Raw genomic sequence first — 18,082 nt, 5'->3', positions numbered from 1 at the left:
CGGTCGGGACGTTGCGGCCGGTGCGGCCGCTCAGGTCATTCAACCGTGCCGCGCACGGGGTGGATCCCCGCGACCACGGACCGGGACACACCCCCGCGTACTCCTACCGGCCGGTCGCGCGTACCGGACCGGGCAGGTACGGCGTCCGCTCAACTTCCCCGGACGGGAACGAGTTTGCCTCCACCGGATGGCGCGATCAGCAGGCCTCACGTCGTGACGCCGGTCGCTGCCGCCCAGGCACTCGATCGAGTGGAGGTTTCAGGCCATAAATGCCGTTTCGGGGAAAATGCCCTTCCCGGAAGCGATCATTCGGCCGTGATCTCAACAACCCGGACGAAACACCGTCCCAAGCCCCGTCTCCTGGCCGGGCTCGGCGCACTCGCCGCTCTGACCCTGCTCCCGTCGCTCCCGGCCACCGCGGCCGCCGCGCCCGCGAACGACGCGTCGCCGCAGAGCGCCAGGCAGGTCCCGCCCCGTGTGGTGACCCCGGCCGAGCGCAGGACCGCCGCGTACCTCGGCTCGCTGCGGAACAGGCCGGCGCGGCTGAAGGCCTTCTTCGAGGACCTGCCCAAGGGCGGTGACCTCCACAACCACCTGTCGGGCGCGGCCACCACCGAGTTCCTGCTCAAGCTCGCGATCGAGCACGGCCTCTGCATCGACGCGACGATGACGGCTGTCGCACCGCCCTGCGGGCCGGGCACCAGGCCTGCGGCCGACGCCCGGACGGACGCCGCCTTCCGGCAGCAGATCATCAGGGCCTGGTCCATGCAGGACTTCCCGGCCGGCCAGTCCGGACACGACCACTTCTTCGACACGTTCGGCAAGTTCGGCCTGGCGACCGGGGACCGGGGCAAACTCCTCGCCAATGTGGCCGACACCGTGGTCGAGCAGAACCAGTTCTATCTGGAGACCATGGTCACCCCGGCCTCCGACAGCGCCAAGAAGCTCGCCGACAAGGTCGGTTACGACGCCGACCTGGCCGCCTTCCACCGCAAGCTGCTGGCCGGAGGGCAGCTCGACCGGGTCGTCGACGACGCGGTCAAGGAGGCCGATGGTGCCGACGCCCAGTTCCGGGCGGCCGCGCACTGCGACACCGCGCGCCCCGATCCGGGCTGCCGGCTCCCCGTCAGGTGGGTCTCCCAGGTCTCCCGGGGAAGCACTCCGGCGCGGGTGTTCACGCAGATCGCGGTCGGCATGCGGCTGGCGGAGCGCGACCCGAGGTTCGTCGCGGTCAACCTCGTACAGCCCGAGGACGGCGAGAGCGCGCTGGCCAACTACAGCCTCCAGATGCGGATGCTGCAGTACCTGCGCGGCCAGTACCCCGGCGCCCACCTCACCCTGCACGCCGGTGAGCTGGCCCCCGGCCTGGTCAAGCCCGAGGACCTGACCTTCCACATCCGCGAGGCGGTGCTCGTCGCCGGTGCCGAGCGCATCGGGCACGGCGTGGACCTGGTCCAGGAGGACAACTGGCGGCAGCTCGCCCGGACCATGGCGCAGCGCAAGGTCGCCGTCGAGGTGCCGTTCTCCAGCAACAAGCAGATCCTCGGCGTGGCGGGCAACGACCACCCGTTCAACGCCTACCGCCGCTACGGCGTCCCGGTGGTCCTGGCCACCGATGACCCGGGAGTCTCGCGGATCAACATCAGCCACGAGTACCAGTACGCGGCCAAGACCTACAGCCTCGGCTACACCGAGCTGAAGGACCTGGCCCGCGCCTCGCTGGAGTACGCCTTCCGCGACGGCCGCAGCCTGTGGGCCGACGGCTCCGCGCCCTCCGGGTACCAGCTGGTCCCGGCCTGCCGAGGCGAGCGGCCCGGCGCCGGCCGGCCGGGTCCGCGCTGCTCCCGCTACCTCGCCGCCAGCCCGAAGGCCGCGACGGAGTGGCGCCAGGAGGCGGCCTTCGCCACCTTCGAGCGCGACAACGGCGGGCGCGGCTGAGGCCGCGACGCGTTGGGCAGCCCCGGACCGGGGCTGCCCAACGCGTACGGTCCCGCGCGGCTCAGCCCTCGGCGGCCACGCGGTCCAGCCACTCCCTCAGCAGGTGCTGCTCCGCGCCACTGAGCACCGTCTGCTCCGGCAGCGCGGCGCGCAGGGAGCGGGCCGCCCCGGCCGGGCCCGTGTCCTGCACCGCAGGCTCCTGAGTGGTCACCGCGGCGACCATGGACTCCCGGAGCGTCGTCAGCAGCGCCGGGTCGCGCCGGTCCTCGGGCAGCGACAGCCAGGTGAGCACCGCACCCCGCGCCGTGGCGTGGATGAGCATCGCCGCGAGCGCCTCGTCGACACGGAGCCAGCCCCCGGCGGCCAGCCGCCGGATCCGCCCCATGAGGACGTCCAGGCCCGCCCTGAAAGCCGCCGACGTGGGCCGCGTGGGCTCGCTGTACATCAGCGAGAACAACGCCGGGTTGGCCAGGCCGAACTCGACCGCCAGATCCCACCCGCCCCTCAGGTCCTCGATGAGGTCCGGCGGGTCGGGGTCCACGTGCTTGGTCGCGAGGAACCGGGCGAAGCCGTACTCGGCCACCGCGTCGAGGAGTCCGCCCTTGTCACCGAACATGCGGTAGATCGCCGGGGGCTGGACGCCCGCAGCGACCGCGACCGCGCGGGTGGTGACGGCGTCGCGTCCCTCGCGCGCCAGCAGACCGGCCGCCGCCTCGATGATCCGCTGCCTGGGCTGCGCGCTGGTCTCGACGTCGGCACCGCTGCCGGCATCAGTGCCGGTGTCGTTACCCGTGTCAGTGCCGGTAGCTCTGTCGGTATCGCGTGGACGTGGTGACATGTATCGATGATACAGCCCTGCTGGTTCCGTTGATAATTCCAGTGTTACGGTGAATCCGATTCCACTGGAACCAAGCACTGGAGCACACCATGATCATCGTGACCGGAGCCACTGGAAAGCTCGGGCGCCAGGTCGTCGAGGGACTGCTGACGCGCATGCCGGCGGACCGGATCGGCATCAGCGTCCGCGACCCGCAGAAGGCGAAGGCCTTCGCGGACCGCGGCGTACGAGTGCGGCAGGGCAGCTTCACCGACCCCGACAGCCTCGCCCACGCCTTCGAGGGCGCCTCCCAGGTGCTCATCGTCTCCGTCGACAAGATGGGCGAGGAGTGCGTGCGTCAGCACCGCGCCGCGATCGACGGGGCCGTGGCGGCAGGCGCCCGCCGCATCCTCTACACCAGCCAGATGGGCGCCGGCCACGCCTCGCACTTCCAGGCCTGCCGCGACCACGCCGCCACCGAGGACGCGCTGCGCGCCTCCGGCGTGCCGTTCACCTCGCTGCGCAACGGCTTCTACGCCGCCAGCGCGATGCAGTTCGCCGCCCAGGGCCTGGAGTCCGGAGAGATCGCGCTCCCCTCGGACGGGCCGGTCACCTGGACCGCGCACGCCGACCTCGCTGACGCGGCCGCCGCCGTCCTGGCCGACGAGGGGTGCTTCGACGGGCCCACGCCGCCGCTCACCGCCGGGCAGGCGCTCACGTTCGGCGACATAGCGGGCATCGCCGCCACGCTCACGGGCCGCACGATCACCAGGACCACCGCGTCCGACGCCGAGTTCAGGGAGCAGCTGATGGGCCACGGCGCCCCCGCCGAGGCCGCGGACCAGCTGCTCGGCATCTTCGCGGCCGCCCGCGCCGGCGAATTCTCCGCCGTGGACCCGACGCTGGCCACCCTGATCGGGCGCGAACCCATCACCATGAGCACCGTGCTGAGCGAGCAGCCGGCCGACGGATGAGGGCCGTCAGGGACCGGAACGCCGGTACGGCCCCGACGGACCGTACGGACCTTCCAGGGCTGCCCACTGGAGCAGCATGATGGTTTTGGCGTCGGCGATCTCGCCGCTGCGGATCATCGCGAGGGCCTCGTCGAAGGGGAGTTCCACCGTCGCGATGTCCTCGCCCTCCTCGGCGACCCCATGCCCGTACTCGTACGCGTACTCGTGCCCATCGGCCGCCTCCGTGGCCTCCGTAGCCACAGCGGTCACCGAAGATCCGGGGTCGTACGGAGCGGCGTAGAAGTGCAGGCGTTCGGTGACCGACCCCGGGCTCATGTAGACGGTGAACACCGGCTCCGGGACGCCGATGACGTACCCGGTCTCCTCGGCCGCCTCCCTGCGGATGGCCTCCTCCGGGGCGTCACCGTCCAGCAGTCCGGCGGCGGTCTCGATCAGCATCCCGTCGGGGTGCCCGTTCACGTACGCGGGCAGGCGGAACTGGCGGGTCAGCAGCACCGTGCGGCGTTCGGTGTTGTGGAGCAGGATCGTGGCGCCGTCGCCCCGGTCGTACGTCTCGCGCTGCTCCTGACTCCAATGCCCGTCGCTGTGCAGGTAGTCGAAGGTCGTCCTGCGCAGGACGTACCAGTCGCAGGAGAGCACCTCCACGTCCCTGACGCGGACGCGCGGGTTGCCGGTGAGGTCGCGGCCGTGCCGGTCCAGGCCGGTGCGCCCGCGCCGGTCCGGGGTGTCGAGGCCGGCGGTCACCGGGCGGCCGGGATCTCGTCGATGCCGGTGTAGACGTCCAGGCCCAGCTCCCCGGCCCTCGCCACCATCCGGTCCGCGCCGGCCGAAGGGCCTCCGATGCGCAGTACGGCGTCGCAGCGCGCCAGCAGGCGTTCGGCCACGGGGTGGAAGATCTCCTCGAAGACCGGATCCCCCGGCCGTGTGCCCCCCGCGGCCTCGACCAGGGGAAGGGCCAGGGCCTCACCGGTGAGCGGCAGATGCCCGGCGCGGAAGAGCACCAGCGCGGTCCGGTTCATCGCGCGCACATGGGCGTCGAGTCTGGCCGGATCGTCCCCGGTCCCCGACCGGTAGGGGCCGGCGACCAGGATCATCAGGGGGCGCGGGACGGGGGTCATGACAGGTGCTCCTCGCAGTGGGACAGGCATCGAAGACGGGCTCGGGGCCGCCTGCGGAGCCGGGTTCACGGCCCGGTTCGGGCCAGGGTGGTGCGGACGCCCGCATCGCGCAGGGCCGCGAGGGTGTGGGGGCCGTTGGGGTGGGTGGCGGCGTCCCCGGCGGCGGCGTCGGTGACGAAGTCGTCGACCGCGCCCAGCGGGGCGACCTGGCTGAACGCGCGCACCCCGAGCTTGGTCGCGTCCGCCACCGCGATCGTCCGGGTGGCACCCGCCAGCGCGGCCTGCTTCACCGCGGCGTCGTCCAGCGAGAACTCCGACCACCCGTGCTCGGCGTGCACACCACCGATGGACAGTACGAAGCAGTCGAAGGCCAGCGCCTCCAGGGTCCGCAGGGCCAGTGGCCCGACGAGGGACCGCTCCCCCGGCCGGGACCGGCCGCCGACGACCAGCAGATCGATCCCGGGCCGGTCCGCCAGGCTCACCGCGGCCTGGAGGCTGAGCACTGCCACGGTGAGCGGGGCCCGTTCGGCGAGGTGCTCCGCGACATGGACGGTGGTGGTGCCCGCATCCAGCAGCACCCTGGACCCCGGCTCCACCATCGCGGCCACCGCCGCCCCGAGCCGGTCCTTGGTCGCGGCCTCCCAGGGCTCGCGCGCCGCGAACCCGGCCCCTTCCTCGCGGGACCGCGTGGCGACAGCGCCCCCGTGCACCCTGCGCACCAGCCCCTGGCGCTCAAGCGCGTCGAGGTCCCTGCGCACGGTCATTTCGGAGACCCCCAGGCGATGGGAGAGCTCCGACACGGAAACCCGGTCGGAGCCCTGCACCAACCGCAGGGTCAGGTCCAGACGATTAGCGACACCCATGCCTTATTTCTAACACAATTATGTTCGCTTGAACATTTAGATGTGTGAGTTCGCGAGGTGGCCGACTGTCGGGGCCACGGTGCCGAAGAGGTCCGCGACGGTGGTCAGGGCGGCGGCCTGGAGAGCGGCGGCGGGCAGTACCTCGCCGTCGGGGGCGGTCAGGGAGCGGGTGGCGGTGGCCTCGGCCACGACCGTGGGCCGGTAGCCGTGGTTGAAGGCGCCCTGGGCCGTGAAGGTGACGCACATGTGGGTCATGAACCCGGCCAGCACCAGGTCCGGACCGGCGCCCCGCCCCCGCAGGACCTTCTCCAGGTCCGTGTCCCGGAAGGCGTCGGGGAACTGCTTGACGACGACCGACTCCCCTTCCACAGGGGCCACCTCGGGGCTGATGGCACCGATCTCCGCCCGGATGTCGTACGGGCCGCCCTTGCCGCCGTCGTTGACGATGTGGATGACCGGCGTACCGGCCTCGCGGGCGGCGGCCAGCAGCCGCGCGCCGGCCGCCAGGGCGGCTTCGGAGCCCTCCAGCGCCATGACGCCGCTGCGGTAGGTGTTCTGGAAGTCGATCATGAGCAGGGTGGCCGCACCGAGGCGGGGCAGCGTGTTGTCGAGACCGATGACATCGCGCAGGGACGTGGAGACGCTCATTGCTGAAGTTCCTTTCGAGCAAGGGGACAGAAGGGCAGAGGGACAGAAGGACAGAAGGGCAGGGGACAGGAGGGCAGCGGGCATCGCGGACCGGACCGACAGGTCAGGTCAGGTCAGGTCAGGTCAGGTCAGGTCAGGTCAGGTCAGGTGAGAACCGGTACGGGCCGGGCAGGGCGGTTCAGACTGTTGTGCGGAAGCGGCGGCGGTAGGCGGCCGGGGTGGTGCTGATCTGCTTGCGGAACGCCCGGTGCAGCGTCTCGACCGAGCCCAGACCGACCGCTGCGGCGACCCGTTCCAGCGGCTCATCGGTGGCTTCGAGCAGTCGGCGCGCCGCCTCGACCCTGGCCGCTTCCACGTACGCGGCCGGGCTGGTGCCGGTCTCCTGGTGGAAGACCCGGGCGAAGTGCCGCTCGCTCAGACACATGCGTTCCGCGAGCGCGGGCGCCGAGAGGTCGCCGTCCAGGTGCCCGGTGATGAACACCCGCAGTTCGTCGATGTCCCGGCGGCTCGCGGCAGGCCGGCTCAGCGGGACGCTGAACTGGCTCTGGCCGCCCTGCCGTCTGAGGTACATCACCAGCTGCCTGGCCACCACCAGCGCCAGTTCCTCGCTGTGGTCCTCCGCCACCAGGGCCAGCGCCAGGTCCATGCAGGTGCTGATGCCCGCGCCCGTCCACACCTTGCCGGAGCGTACGAAGATCGGGTCGGGGTCCACCCGTACCTCGGGGTGGTCGGCCGCCAGCTGCGCGGCGGTCGACCAGTGGGTGGTCGCCCGCCGCCCGTCCAGGAGACCGGCCGCCGCCAGTACGTGCGCGCCCACGCACACCGACGCGATACGGCGGGCGTGCGGAGCGGTCTCCCGCACCCAGGCCACCACGTCCTCGTCGACCCGGGCCACCGGCCCTTCCGGGCGCATGTCGACGGCGCCGGGCACCAGCAGGGTGTCCACCGCGGCCCCCACCTCCGCGAACGCCAGATCCGCCACGAGACGCACCCCCGCCGACGTGACGAAGGGGCCCCGCTCGGGGCCGGCCAGCCTGACCTCGTAGCCCGCATCGCCGCCGGTCTCCCGGTTGGCCAGGGCGAACACCTCGGCCGGACCGGTGACGTCGAGGAGGTCGACATCGGGGAAGACCGCGATCACGACGCGGCAGGTGCTGGAGGACATGCGTCCATCGTCACCGCCCGAGCGCACGGCCGCAATGACAGGTGTCTGTCACATTCGGACACGCCGTCCGGCCGCCCGCCCGCGGGCAGGCCGCCGGACGAACCGCTGAACCAGCATGGGGCGGGCCGTGGGACGAAGACCTGCGAAGTGACGATCGGATAGACCTAAACCCCTTGTTCCGGGTGGAGTTCGGGGATTATCTACGCGCGGAGCTACGGCTACCGAACGATCATTCGGGCAATTCCGACAGGTTCCCGCCCGCCTATTACCGACTGGTACCGGAAGCTGCTACAACGGTTGACGCTCCATCAACCCCCCACCCACCCCCCACACTTCGGAGGGCTGACAGCTATGTCAGTACGGAGATTCTGGGCGTCCGCATCCACTCTGATCCTCGCCGCCGCAGCTGCTCTGGGCATGGCCCAGACGGCCTCGGCAACCCCCTCGGCCGCCGCCGGCGGGTACGTCGCCCTCGGTGACTCGTACTCGTCCGGCGTCGGGGCGGGGAACTACCTCTCCGACAGCGGTGACTGCCGGCGCAGCACCAACGCCTACGCCTACCTCTGGGCGGCGGCGCACTCGCCTTCCTCCTTCGACTTCGTCGCCTGTTCGGGCGCCACCACGAGCTCGGTGGCGGGCAGCCAGCTCGGCCCGCTGAACTCGTCCACCTCCTTGGTCAGCGTGACGGCGGGCGGTAACGACGTCGGGTTCGCGGACGTCATGCAGGACTGCGTGCTGTCCGGCGAGGACGCCTGCCTCGCAAGCGTGGACTCGGCCGTCTCGCAGATGAACGGCTCACTGCCTGCCGGTCTGAGCTCGCTCTACGGGTCCATCCACTCGAAGGCCCCGCAGGCACATGTCGTGGTGCTCGGCTACCCGCGCTTCTACGAGATCGGCGGAAGCTGCGTCGCCGGGCTCACGGAGACGGAACGCACGGCCATCAACAACGCGTCCGACGTGTTGAACGGAGTGATCGCCAAGCAGGCCGCCGACGCGGGATTCACCTTCTCCGGCGTCGCGGACGAGTTCACCGGACACGAGCTGTGCTCCGGCGACCCGTGGCTCCACAGCGTCTCGATCCCCATCGAGAACTCGTATCACCCCAAGGCCGAGGGACAGTCGGGCGGCTATCTGCCCGCCTTCAGCTCGGCCGCGTAGGAACCACGGGAAGCAGCGGCGCGGCAACGGCTCAGGAGCCCCGGCTCCCGGGCCCTGCCGCGCCGCTGCCGTGCTCCCCGTCCGAGCCGCCCGAACCGTACGCGCCGCCCGAGCCCTCGCCGTGCCCCGGTCGCCCCCTGCCGCGCTCAGTACCGCTCGACGAGATGCTCCCGGCCCGCCGGGGGCTCGTACGGCTCGGGCCAGAAGTCGGTGATCTCGCTGATCAGCCCCCGCGCGTCGAACGTGAAGAAGTGGATGGCGTGCAGCTCCTGGTCGCCGACCGTGAACAGCGTCCGTACCGCCACCTGCTGTCCGTCCCGGTCGGCGACTATCCGCTCGACGCTCACCCGCCAGTCCCCCGGATACTCCCGGTTGAAGCTGAGGTAGCGCTCCTTGCCGCGAATGCGCTCACGGGTCTGCGGCAGGTCGTACAGCACCTCGTCGGCGAGCGTGGCCGCGAAGGTGTCCCAGTCTCGGAGATCGGCCGCGGTCCAGTAACTCTCGACAGCGGCGCGCGGATCAGCAGGCGTGGTCATGCTCCGAGTCTGGACCCCACCACTGACAGTCGGCCCGGCTCCACCCGACGCGCCGTACCGGGGAGGCCGTGCCGGGCCGGGCCGTGTCCGCGAAGTCCCGTCGTACGCCCGGAGGGCGTGGTCCGCGGCGTCTGGTGCGTGCAATCGCAAGGCGGAGGATCGCCCTCGTACCGGGTGTACGAGGGCGAGTCCGACAACGCGGCGAGTGCGCGTGCCAGGCGCCGCGGACCACGCCCTCCGGGCGTACGACGGGACTTCGCGGACACGGCCTAGGGAAGCCGTGCCGGGCGGGTCGCCTTGATCGAGTACATCAGCGGGATGCGCGGCCGCTCCGCCGGGAAGCGGTAGCAGCCGTCCGGCTGCCGCTCCAGCACGGGAAAACGTGCGAAGAGTGAGGTGTCGTGCTCGTGCAGGAACTCGATCCGCAGCCCGGCCGCCGCGAGTGCCGAGACGACACTGCCCACCGGGTGCTGCCACTCGACGCTGCGGTTGTGGACGGTCGGCGCGTCGAAGTCCGCGTACGTGCCCGGGGTCTCGTCCACCCAGGCGTCGCGGCTGAAGTAGTCGTGCACGATCCGTTCACCGGTCGCGTCGTCGAGGCAGTCGGTCAGCGGATGGAACTCCGCCAGGTAGAGGAATCCTCCGGGCGCCACGAGCGAGGCCGCCGTCTCGGCCCAGTGGTCGATGTCGGGCAGCCAGTTCAGCGCCCCGACACCGGTGTAGACGATGTCGTACGAGGAGTCCGGGACGGCCTCCGCCGCGTCGTTGACGTCGGCGACGACGAACGCCGCCCGGTCCGGGGCCAGGCCGATGTCCTGGGCCAGCGAGCGCGCGGTCTCGACGGCCGGCTCGGAGAAGTCGAGGCCGACGACCTGGGCGGCGCCGCGCCTGGCCCAGGAGAGGGTGTCGAGCCCGATGTGGCACTGGAGGTGCAGGAGCGACCTGCCCGTCACGTCCCCGACCTCCGCCAGCTCGAAGGCCCGCAGGGAGTCCTTGCCCGCGCGGAAGGAGTCCAGGTCGTAGAAGTCGCTGCTGCTGTGGATGGGCACACGTTCATCCCACATGGCGCGGTTGGCATCGCGCCAGTCGACGGGTATCGGTGTATGCATGCCCGCGAGGTTATCCACAGGCTGAGGACGGGGCGAACGGATTGTCGCCGGTCCGGCGCAGAATGGTGGGCATGACTGAGACCACTGGTTCGACGACCGATTCCGTCCCGGAGTGGGAGCAGCGTTTCCGGGCTCCCCGGGTGTCCCTGCCCGACTGGGCGGAGGACGCGCCGGACCGCGCGCTGTTCGTCTCCAACGCGACGGGGACGTACGAGCTGTACGCCTGGGACCGGGCCACCGGCGAGCAGCGCCAGGTGACCGACCGCCCCAACGGGACGACGGACGGCACGCTGACGCCGGACGGCGAGGCCATCTGGTGGTTCGACGACACCGACGGCGACGAGTTCGGGGTGTGGATGCGCCGGCCGTTCAACGCCGCCCCGGGCGACAGCAAGAGTGAGGGCGACAGCGAGGGTGCGGGCGCGCGCGGCGGCGAAGCCGTGAAGGACGAGCCGGCGGCCCCCGGTCTCGCCCCCTCCTACCCCGCCGGGCTCGCGATCGGCCGGGACGGGACGGCGGTGGTAGGCCGTTCGACGGACGAGGACGGCACGACGGTCCACGTCGTACGGCCCGGGGCGGCGCCCGTCGAGATCTACCGTCACCGCGAGTCGGCCGGGGTCGGTGACCTGTCGCACGACGGGACGCTGATCGCGCTGGAGCACACCGAGCACGGCGACGCGATGCACTCCGCGCTGCGCGTGGTGCGGCCGGACGGCAGCACGGTCGCGGAGCTGGACGACACCGAAGGCGGCACGAAGGAGCTGGGCCTCGCGGTTCTCGGCTTCGCACCGGTGGCCGGGGACACCCGGCTGCTGGTCGGGCATCAGCGGCGCGGCCGCTGGGAGCCGATGATCTGGGACCCGGTGGCGGGCACGGAGACGGACCTCGCCATCGAGCTGCCCGGCGATGTGGGGGCCGAGTGGTATCCGGACGGCTCCGCGCTGCTGATCGAGCACGGCTTCGAGGCCCGCAGCGAGCTGTGGCGGTACGGGCCGGCGGCGGCCGACGGCGCCCTGGTGCGGGTGGAGACGCCCACCGGTTCGGTCTCCGGGGCCACCGCCCGCCCGGACGGCACGGTGGAGTACCTCTGGTCCTCGGCCGCAGAGCCCCCCGTCGTCCGGTCCACGTCCGGTGCGGTGGTGCTCGATCCGCCGGGTGCGAAGGCCCCCCGGTCGGTGCCCGTCGAGGACGTGTGGGTGGAGGGTCCCGGGGGCCGCGTCCACGCGCTCGTCCAGCGCCCGGCGGCCCCGGCGCAGGGCCCGTTCCCTACGGTCTTCGAGATCCACGGCGGCCCGACCTGGCACGACAGCGACGCCTTCGCGGGCGGGCCCGCCGCCTGGGTGGACCACGGCTACGCGGTCGTCCGGGTCAACTACCGCGGCTCGACCGGCTACGGCCGGGCCTGGACGGACGCGCTGAAGCACCGGATCGGCCTGATCGAGCTGGAGGACATCGCGGCGGTCCGGGAGTGGGCGGTGAAGTCCGGCCTCGCGGACCCGGCGAGGCTCGTCCTGGCCGGCGGCTCCTGGGGCGGCTACCTGACCCTGCTCGGCCTCGGTACGCAGCCCGGTGACTGGGCCCTGGGCCTGGCCGCCGTCCCGGTCGCGGACTACGTCACGGCCTATCACGACGAGATGGAGGCCCTGAAGGCGATGGACCGCACCCTGCTGGGCGGGACGCCGGAGGAGGTGCCCGAGCGCTTCGAGGCCTCGTCGCCCCTGACCTACGTCGACGCGGTGCGGGCCCCGGTCTACATCTCGGCGGGCGTCAACGACCCGCGCTGCCCGATCCGCCAGGTGGAGAACTACGTGGACCGGCTGAAGGGCCGCGACGCGGTGCACGAGGTCTACCGCTACGACGCGGGGCACGGCTCGCTCGTCGTGGAGGAGCGGATCAAGCAGGTGCGGCTGGAGCTCGACTTCGCCGCCCGTCACCTCGGAGCTCCGGACGGCCTCGCCGGATAGGGCCCTCCCGGGCCGCGTAGGGGCCGGATAAAGGGCGGCCCCACGGGTGCCCCCGCTCCGGACGGCCGGAGCGGGGACCGTACCGTGGAGGGGTGTACCGGTTCCTGCTGACCCCGCGATGGTGGGGGATCAACCTCTTCGTCGTGCTGGCCATCCCGTTCTGCGTGTTCATGGGCACCTGGCAGCTCGGCCGCTTCGAGGACCGCGTGCAGACGCACGAGGCCGCCGACAAGCAGCCCGCTCCGGGCACGAGGGCCGCCAAGCCGATCGACGAGCTGCTGCCCGTCGACACGGTGACCTCCGGCCGTCCCGCCACCGCGACCGGCCGGTACGCCGACCAGTTCCTGGTGCCCGGCCGGAAGCTGGACGACCGGACCGGCTTCTACGTCGTGGGGATGCTGCGCACCGACAGCGGCAAGGCGCTGCCCGTGGTGCGGGGCTGGCTCCCCGGGAAGGCCGGACACACCCCGGTGCCGGCCGCGCCGGCCGGCGATGTCACGGTGACCGGCGACCTCCAGGCCTCGGAGAACGCGGCGACCTCGGGGGTCGATGCGACGGGCGGGCTCCCCGACGGCCAGGTCGGGATGATCAGCGCCGCGTCACTCGTCAACCTCGTGCCGTACGACGTGTACGACGCGTGGGTGACACTCCAGCGGTCCGACGTACGCACGGGCGGCGCGGCCGCCACGGGGACGTCGGGGGCGACGGACACCCCGGGGGCCGAGGACACGGCAGGGGCCGACGACACCTCGGGCGGGAAGGCCACCGCCCTGCGCCCCGTACCGGCCGCCGCGGCACAGGGCACCGGGCTGGACCTGAAGGCCTTCCAGAATCTGGGCTACCTGTGCGAGTGGTTCGTCTTCGCGGCGTTCGTGCTCTTCATGTGGTTCCGGCTGGTCCGGCGCGAGGCCGAAGCCGTCCGGGACGTGCGCCTGGGCCTCGTCGCGGACGAGCAGACGGCGGCCCCTGAGGACCCGGCGGCCCCCGAGGACCCGGCGGCAACGGCCCCGGACGCGCTCCCGGAGGAGCCGGCCGCCCCGGGCCGGAACGCGGACACAAACGCCTGAGCGATTCGCGCGCTGCTCCTGCACGACTCCCGAACTGCTCCCGAGCTGCTCGGGAGCTGCGCTGAGCGAATCCCGAGCCGCTCCTGCGCTGCTCCTGCGCTACTTCTGCGCTACTTCTGCGGCGAGGATTCCAGCGCGCCCGTGCGGTAGATCGTGCCCGCGCAGGCATTGCTGATCTTCGTCTCCGCGACCGGCGCTCCCGGCTCCGCCGTGTGCTTCACGGCGACGCTGCCCTCTGCCGCCCCCGGCTCGTCCTCGCTGCCGAGCTGCGTGTCCGTACCCGTCTCGGTCTCCCCGCTCCCGCCGGCCGTGCCGGCCCCGGCCGAGCCCACCGCGCTGCCGGTCGTACCGTCCGTCGGGGTCGGAGAGGGCGAGCCGCCGGTCGTCGGACAGGTGTCCTTCGGTACCCAGGCGAACTGCACCTCGTACGCCATCTCCGGCTTCAGCAGCACCGTCGCCTCCTCCTCGGCGGGATCGGGCAGGCCGGACGCCGCGTCTCCCTCGGTGTGCCGGACGACCACGATCTTGGCCGGGTCCGCCGCGCCCATCGCCTCGAAGCCCACCGTGCCGCCGCTGCTCACCGAGCAGTTCTTGCCGGAGACATTGGCGATCCGGAACGTTCCGTACACCGTGCCGTCGGCGCCGGTCGCGCCGGTCTCCGCAGAGGCGACACCGAGCTGGTCGGGTGCGCAGACCGGCACGTCGGCCGCCACGCTGGCCTGCGGGTCGGCCGAGCCGCCCACCGTCGTACCCTCCACGCCCTGGCCGCTGCTGACAGACGGGCTGGCCGAGGCGTCCGGGACGTCCTCGCCGATGTCTTGGCGCCCTTCGTTCCCACCACCGTCGTTCGCGCCGCCGGAGCCCGGACCGGGCTCCTCGCCGCTGCCGCCCTGCGCCTGCTCGCCGTGACCGGCGATCGCCGGGCTGGCGGCGTTCGATCCTTCGGAGTTCGCGACATGGACGAACGCGGGGATCGCGGTGCCGATGAGCAGGGCAGCCGCCGCCACGCCCACGAGCGCCTGCCGCCGCCGGGCCCGGCGGGCGGGCACCGCCCGGTACAGGTGGTCGAGGCTGCCGTCACGGGGTTCAAGGCCCTGCACGGCGCCGCGCATCATCCGGCGCAGCGCGTCCTCGTCGACATCGGCACCATCACCCGGTCCCGATCCAGGTCCGGGCCCGGATCCGAACCCGTCACCGGGACCGGCGCCGAAGAGGGCGGACAGCCGATCGCCATCCGTACCCGGTGTGCTGTCCGGGGTGCTGTCCGGCCCGTGATTCACAATTCCGTTTCCAGTCCGGTCATTCCGATGTCCGAATGAGGGCCCGTGCCGGCGTCCGTGCTCGTGGCCGTCGCGCCGGCTCATGCCTGCGCCTCCATCACCACGCGCAGTGCCGCGATGCCGCGGGAACCGTACGCCTTCACCGAGCCCAGGGATATCCCCAGGGTCGTGGCGACCTGCGCCTCGGTCATGTCCGCGAAGTAGCGCAGCACCAGTACCTCCCGCTGGCGCCGTTGCAGCCCCCGCATTGCCTTGATCAGCGCGTCCCGCTCCAGCTGGTCGTACGCACCCTCCTCCGCGCTCGCCATGTCCGGCATGGGCTTGGAGAGCAGCTTCAGCCCGAGGATGCGACGGCGAAGCGCGGAGCGGGAGAGGTTGACGACGGTCTGGCGCAGGTACGCGAGTGTCTTCTCGGGCTCCCGTACCCGGTTGCGCGCCGAATGCACGCGGATGAACGCCTCCTGCACGACGTCCTCACAGGAGGCCGTGTCGTCCAGGAGCAGGGCCGCGAGGCCGAGCAGCGAACGGTAGTGGGCGCGATAGGTTTCGGTGAGATGGTCAACGGTAGTTCCGGACGCCACGCTGCCTTCAGCGCCCTCGCGCTGTGACGGCAGCCCCGTCGGGTGCGCGGCGGGCATGGGCGCGATCACCGGCATGCCACCGGGCGCGCGGGGCCGTCTGAGCGGTCGCACCGAAGCGCCGCGCAAGGGGCCCACCACTGTGATATCGAGTACCTCTGCCACGCCAGTTGGACACGTTTCCCCCCGTCAGGGTTGTACGCATACGGCACCGCGTTTGACACCATGCGATATGCCTTCATACGTAACCGCTCTTCCCCAAATACCCCGAATGTGCGTCTCGTCGCGCAAGAAGTGACGACGTAGACGCGTGCTGCCCGACCGGCGGTTGCAGCGGGCCGAAAGGTCATCGTCGGACACCGCAACGCCCCAGCTCAAGAGGTTCAGACCGGCAAGTTGCTCACAGGGCGTTCACAGAACGTACAAAACAGGTTCGATCAGGACCGGGGAAATTCAGGACTCGGGGAATTCGGCAGCGACCGCTTCGGCGATCTGCGCGACGTTCAGTGCGGCACCCTTGCGGAGGTTGTCGCCGCAGACGAAGAGCTCCAGCGCCCTCGGCTCGTCCATCGACCGGCGGACCCGGCCGACCCAGGTCGGATCGGTGCCCACCACGTCGGACGGGGTCGGGAAGTCGCCCGCCCCGGGATTGTCGTACAGCACCACACCGGGTGCGGTCGCCAGGATCTCGTGCGCCCGGTCGACCGTGACCTCGTTCTCGAAGCGGACGTGCACGGACATCGAGTGGGTGGTGATCACGGGCACGTACACGCAGGTCGCCGCCACCCGCAGGCTCGGCAGATCGAGGATCTTGCGGCACTCGTCGCGGATCGCCAGTTCCTCGGACGACCAGCCGTCCCCGGCGTCCGTCCCGGCCCACGGCACGACGTTGAGGGCGACGGGTGCGGCGAAGGGGCCGCCGTCCGCGTCTCCCACGACCCGGCGCACGTCGCCCGGCTTCGTGCCCAGTTCGCTGCCGGCGACCGTCGACAGCTGTTCGCGCAGCGCGGCGACGCCCTCGCGCCCGACGCCGCTGACGGCCTGGTACGAGGAGACGACGAGTTCGCGGAGCCCGAACTCGGCGTGCAGTGCGCCGACCGCGACGATCAGTGCCAGCGTCGTGGAGTTCGGGCTCGCGACGATGCCGCGCGGTCTGATCCGGGCGGCGTGGGGGTTGATCTCGGGGACGACGAGCGGAACGTCGCCGTCCATCCGGAAGGCGGCGGAGTCGTCGATGACGACAGCGCCCCTGGACGCGGCGAGCGGCGCCCAGCGTTCGGACACCTCGTCGGGTGCCAGGAACAGCGCCACGTCGACGTCGTCGAAGATGTCCTCGGAGAGTTCGAGGACCTCGGTCTCCTCACCGCGCACGACCAGCTTGCCGCCGGCCGAGCGCGGTGAGGCGATCAGCTTCACCTCGCCCCAGACATCCGCGTGTTCCGAAAGGATCTGGAGCATGACGCCACCGATCGCCCCGGTCGCGCCGACGACCGCGAGCGAAGGGCGGCGCGCGGTCATCGGCCGGTGCCCCCGTACACGACTGCCTCGTCGGAGTCGCTGTCGAGACCGAAGGCGGTGTGCACGGCGCGCACGGCCTCGTTGACGTCGTCGGCACGGGTGACGACCGAGATGCGGATCTCGGAGGTCGAGATCAGCTCGATGTTCACGCCGACGTCGGACAGCGCCTCGAAGAAGCCTGCGGTGACGCCCGGGTTGGTCTTCATACCGGCGCCGACCAGGGAGATCTTGGCGATCTGGTCGTCGTAGCGCAGCGACTCGAAGCCGATGCCGGCCCGGCTGCGCTCCAGGGCGTCGATGGCCTTGCGGCCCTCCGTCTTGGGGAGCGTGAAGGTGATGTCGGTCAGCCCGGTCGACGCGGCGGAGACGTTCTGCACCACCATGTCCATGTTGATCTCGGCGTTCGCGATGGCGCGGAAGATCGCCGCGGCCTCGCCCGGCTTGTCGGGCACGCCGACGACAGTGACCTTGGCCTCGGAGACGTCGTGGGCGACTCCGGAGATGATGGCGTGCTCCACCTGCTGGTCCCCTTGCGGCTCGTTGCTGACCCAGGTTCCGCGGAGTCCGGAGAAGGACGAGCGGACGTGGATCGGAATGTTGTAACGGCGTGCGTATTCCACGCACCGGTGCAGCAGCACCTTGGAGCCGGACGCCGCCAGCTCCAGCATGTCCTCGAAGGAGATCCAGTCGATCTTCTGGGCCTTCTTGACGACCCGGGGGTCGGCGGTGAAGACACCGTCCACATCGGTATAGATCTCACAGACCTCGGCGTCCAGCGCGGCGGCGAGGGCCACTGCGGTGGTGTCGGACCCGCCACGGCCGAGGGTGGTGATGTTCTTGCCCTCCTGGCTCACCCCCTGGAACCCGGCGACGATGGCGATGTTGCCCTCGTCGATCGAGGTCCGGATGCGGCCCGGAGTGACGTCGATGATCCGCGCTTTGTTGTGGACCGAGTCGGTGATGACACCGGCCTGGCTGCCCGTGAACGACTGGGCCTCGTGGCCCAGGTTCTTGATCGCCATGGCCAGCAGGGCCATGGAGATCCGCTCCCCGGCGGTCAGCAGCATGTCGAACTCGCGCCCGGCGGGCATCGGTGACACCTGCTCCGCGAGATCGATCAACTCGTCCGTCGTGTCGCCCATCGCTGACACCACGACAACCACCTGGTTGCCGTTCTTCTTGGCATCGACGACTCGCTTGGCGACGCGCTTGATGCCCTCGGCATCGGCTACGGAGGAACCCCCGTACTTCTGCACGACCAGGCCCACGTGCGCTCCTCGCTCAATCCATTGCTGTCGGCTCAGTTTAACGAGCAGTCCGGAAACGCCTCGCCGATATCATATGGTGAG

17 protein-coding genes are annotated in these 18,082 nt (G+C 71.3%); 5 read left to right on the top strand and 12 right to left on the bottom strand.

Features of this window, described 5'->3' with window-relative positions; all coding sequences use genetic code 11:
* The first annotated feature begins 315 nt into the window (after positions 1–315).
* Positions 316–1,938: an adenosine deaminase gene (locus tag EDD93_RS12085; RefSeq protein ID WP_123525163.1), complete on the top strand. Its 1,623-nt coding sequence runs from the start codon at positions 316–318 to the stop codon at positions 1,936–1,938.
* A 61-nt stretch (positions 1,939–1,999) separates the two neighbouring features.
* Here EDD93_RS12085 and EDD93_RS12080 read toward each other — a convergent pair whose 3' ends face one another.
* Complete coding sequence (locus EDD93_RS12080) at positions 2,000–2,776, bottom strand: TetR/AcrR family transcriptional regulator (RefSeq protein WP_123525162.1); 777 nt, start codon at positions 2,774–2,776, stop codon at positions 2,000–2,002.
* An 89-nt stretch (positions 2,777–2,865) separates the two neighbouring features.
* On the opposite strand from EDD93_RS12080, the gene EDD93_RS12075 reads away from it, so the two are divergent.
* Positions 2,866–3,729, top strand: coding sequence for an SDR family oxidoreductase (locus EDD93_RS12075; protein ID WP_123525161.1), 864 nt, complete (start codon positions 2,866–2,868; stop codon positions 3,727–3,729).
* A 6-nt stretch (positions 3,730–3,735) separates the two neighbouring features.
* Here the strand turns inward: EDD93_RS12075 and EDD93_RS12070 are convergent, their stop codons facing one another.
* The 5 genes from EDD93_RS12070 to EDD93_RS12050 form a co-directional block, all read right to left on the bottom strand.
* Positions 3,736–4,473 (bottom strand): NUDIX domain-containing protein, encoded by a 738-nt coding sequence (locus EDD93_RS12070; protein ID WP_123525160.1) that lies wholly within the window; start codon positions 4,471–4,473, stop codon positions 3,736–3,738.
* On the bottom strand, positions 4,470–4,847 hold the full coding sequence (locus tag EDD93_RS12065) for a DUF4406 domain-containing protein (protein ID WP_123525159.1): 378 nt from the start codon (positions 4,845–4,847) through the stop codon (positions 4,470–4,472). The genes EDD93_RS12070 and EDD93_RS12065 overlap by 4 nt, the downstream gene beginning before the upstream one ends.
* A 65-nt stretch (positions 4,848–4,912) precedes the next feature.
* Positions 4,913–5,710 (bottom strand): DeoR/GlpR family DNA-binding transcription regulator, encoded by a 798-nt coding sequence (locus tag EDD93_RS12060; protein WP_123525158.1) that lies wholly within the window; start codon positions 5,708–5,710, stop codon positions 4,913–4,915.
* 36 nt (positions 5,711–5,746) lie between these two features.
* Positions 5,747–6,358: an isochorismatase family protein gene (locus EDD93_RS12055; RefSeq protein WP_123525157.1), complete on the bottom strand. Its 612-nt coding sequence runs from the start codon at positions 6,356–6,358 to the stop codon at positions 5,747–5,749.
* A 178-nt stretch (positions 6,359–6,536) separates the two neighbouring features.
* Positions 6,537–7,523, bottom strand: coding sequence for a GlxA family transcriptional regulator (locus EDD93_RS12050; protein ID WP_123525156.1), 987 nt, complete (start codon positions 7,521–7,523; stop codon positions 6,537–6,539).
* A gap of 351 nt (positions 7,524–7,874) precedes the next feature.
* On the opposite strand from EDD93_RS12050, the gene EDD93_RS12045 reads away from it, so the two are divergent.
* On the top strand, positions 7,875–8,681 hold the full coding sequence (locus EDD93_RS12045; RefSeq protein ID WP_123525155.1) for an SGNH/GDSL hydrolase family protein: 807 nt from the start codon (positions 7,875–7,877) through the stop codon (positions 8,679–8,681).
* A gap of 146 nt (positions 8,682–8,827) precedes the next feature.
* On the opposite strand, the gene EDD93_RS12040 is transcribed toward EDD93_RS12045, so the two are convergent.
* Positions 8,828–9,217, bottom strand: coding sequence for a nuclear transport factor 2 family protein (locus tag EDD93_RS12040; protein WP_123525154.1), 390 nt, complete (start codon positions 9,215–9,217; stop codon positions 8,828–8,830).
* A gap of 269 nt (positions 9,218–9,486) precedes the next feature.
* Positions 9,487–10,326: a bifunctional 2-polyprenyl-6-hydroxyphenol methylase/3-demethylubiquinol 3-O-methyltransferase UbiG gene (locus EDD93_RS12030; RefSeq protein ID WP_123525152.1), complete on the bottom strand. Its 840-nt coding sequence runs from the start codon at positions 10,324–10,326 to the stop codon at positions 9,487–9,489.
* A 71-nt stretch (positions 10,327–10,397) separates the two neighbouring features.
* Here EDD93_RS12030 and EDD93_RS12025 point away from each other — a divergent pair, with 71 nt between their 5' ends.
* On the top strand, positions 10,398–12,290 hold the full coding sequence (locus EDD93_RS12025; RefSeq protein ID WP_398903412.1) for a S9 family peptidase: 1,893 nt from the start codon (positions 10,398–10,400) through the stop codon (positions 12,288–12,290).
* Positions 12,291–12,382: 92 nt separating this feature from the next.
* Entirely contained in the window at positions 12,383–13,357 is a 975-nt protein-coding gene (locus EDD93_RS12020) for an SURF1 family protein (RefSeq protein WP_123525151.1), read from the top strand.
* 110 nt (positions 13,358–13,467) lie between these two features.
* On the opposite strand, the gene EDD93_RS12015 is transcribed toward EDD93_RS12020, so the two are convergent.
* The 4 genes from EDD93_RS12015 to EDD93_RS12000 form a co-directional block, all read right to left on the bottom strand.
* Complete coding sequence (locus EDD93_RS12015) at positions 13,468–14,637, bottom strand: hypothetical protein (RefSeq protein ID WP_260255697.1); 1,170 nt, start codon at positions 14,635–14,637, stop codon at positions 13,468–13,470.
* Positions 14,638–14,717: 80 nt separating this feature from the next.
* Entirely contained in the window at positions 14,718–15,293 is a 576-nt protein-coding gene (locus EDD93_RS12010; RefSeq protein WP_123525149.1) for a SigE family RNA polymerase sigma factor, read from the bottom strand.
* A 375-nt stretch (positions 15,294–15,668) separates the two neighbouring features.
* Entirely contained in the window at positions 15,669–16,733 is a 1,065-nt protein-coding gene (locus EDD93_RS12005) for an aspartate-semialdehyde dehydrogenase (protein ID WP_123525148.1), read from the bottom strand.
* Complete coding sequence (locus EDD93_RS12000; protein ID WP_123525147.1) at positions 16,730–18,001, bottom strand: aspartate kinase; 1,272 nt, start codon at positions 17,999–18,001, stop codon at positions 16,730–16,732. Before EDD93_RS12000 ends, EDD93_RS12005 begins: the two co-directional genes overlap by 4 nt.
* Between the last annotated feature and the right edge of the window lie 81 nt (positions 18,002–18,082).

The sequence above is a fragment of the Streptomyces sp. 840.1 genome (genome assembly GCF_003751445.1).
Taxonomy (GTDB): domain Bacteria; phylum Actinomycetota; class Actinomycetes; order Streptomycetales; family Streptomycetaceae; genus Streptomyces.
Note: the sequence above shows the minus strand (reverse complement) of the source record. Positions and strands in the feature narration are given on the sequence as shown.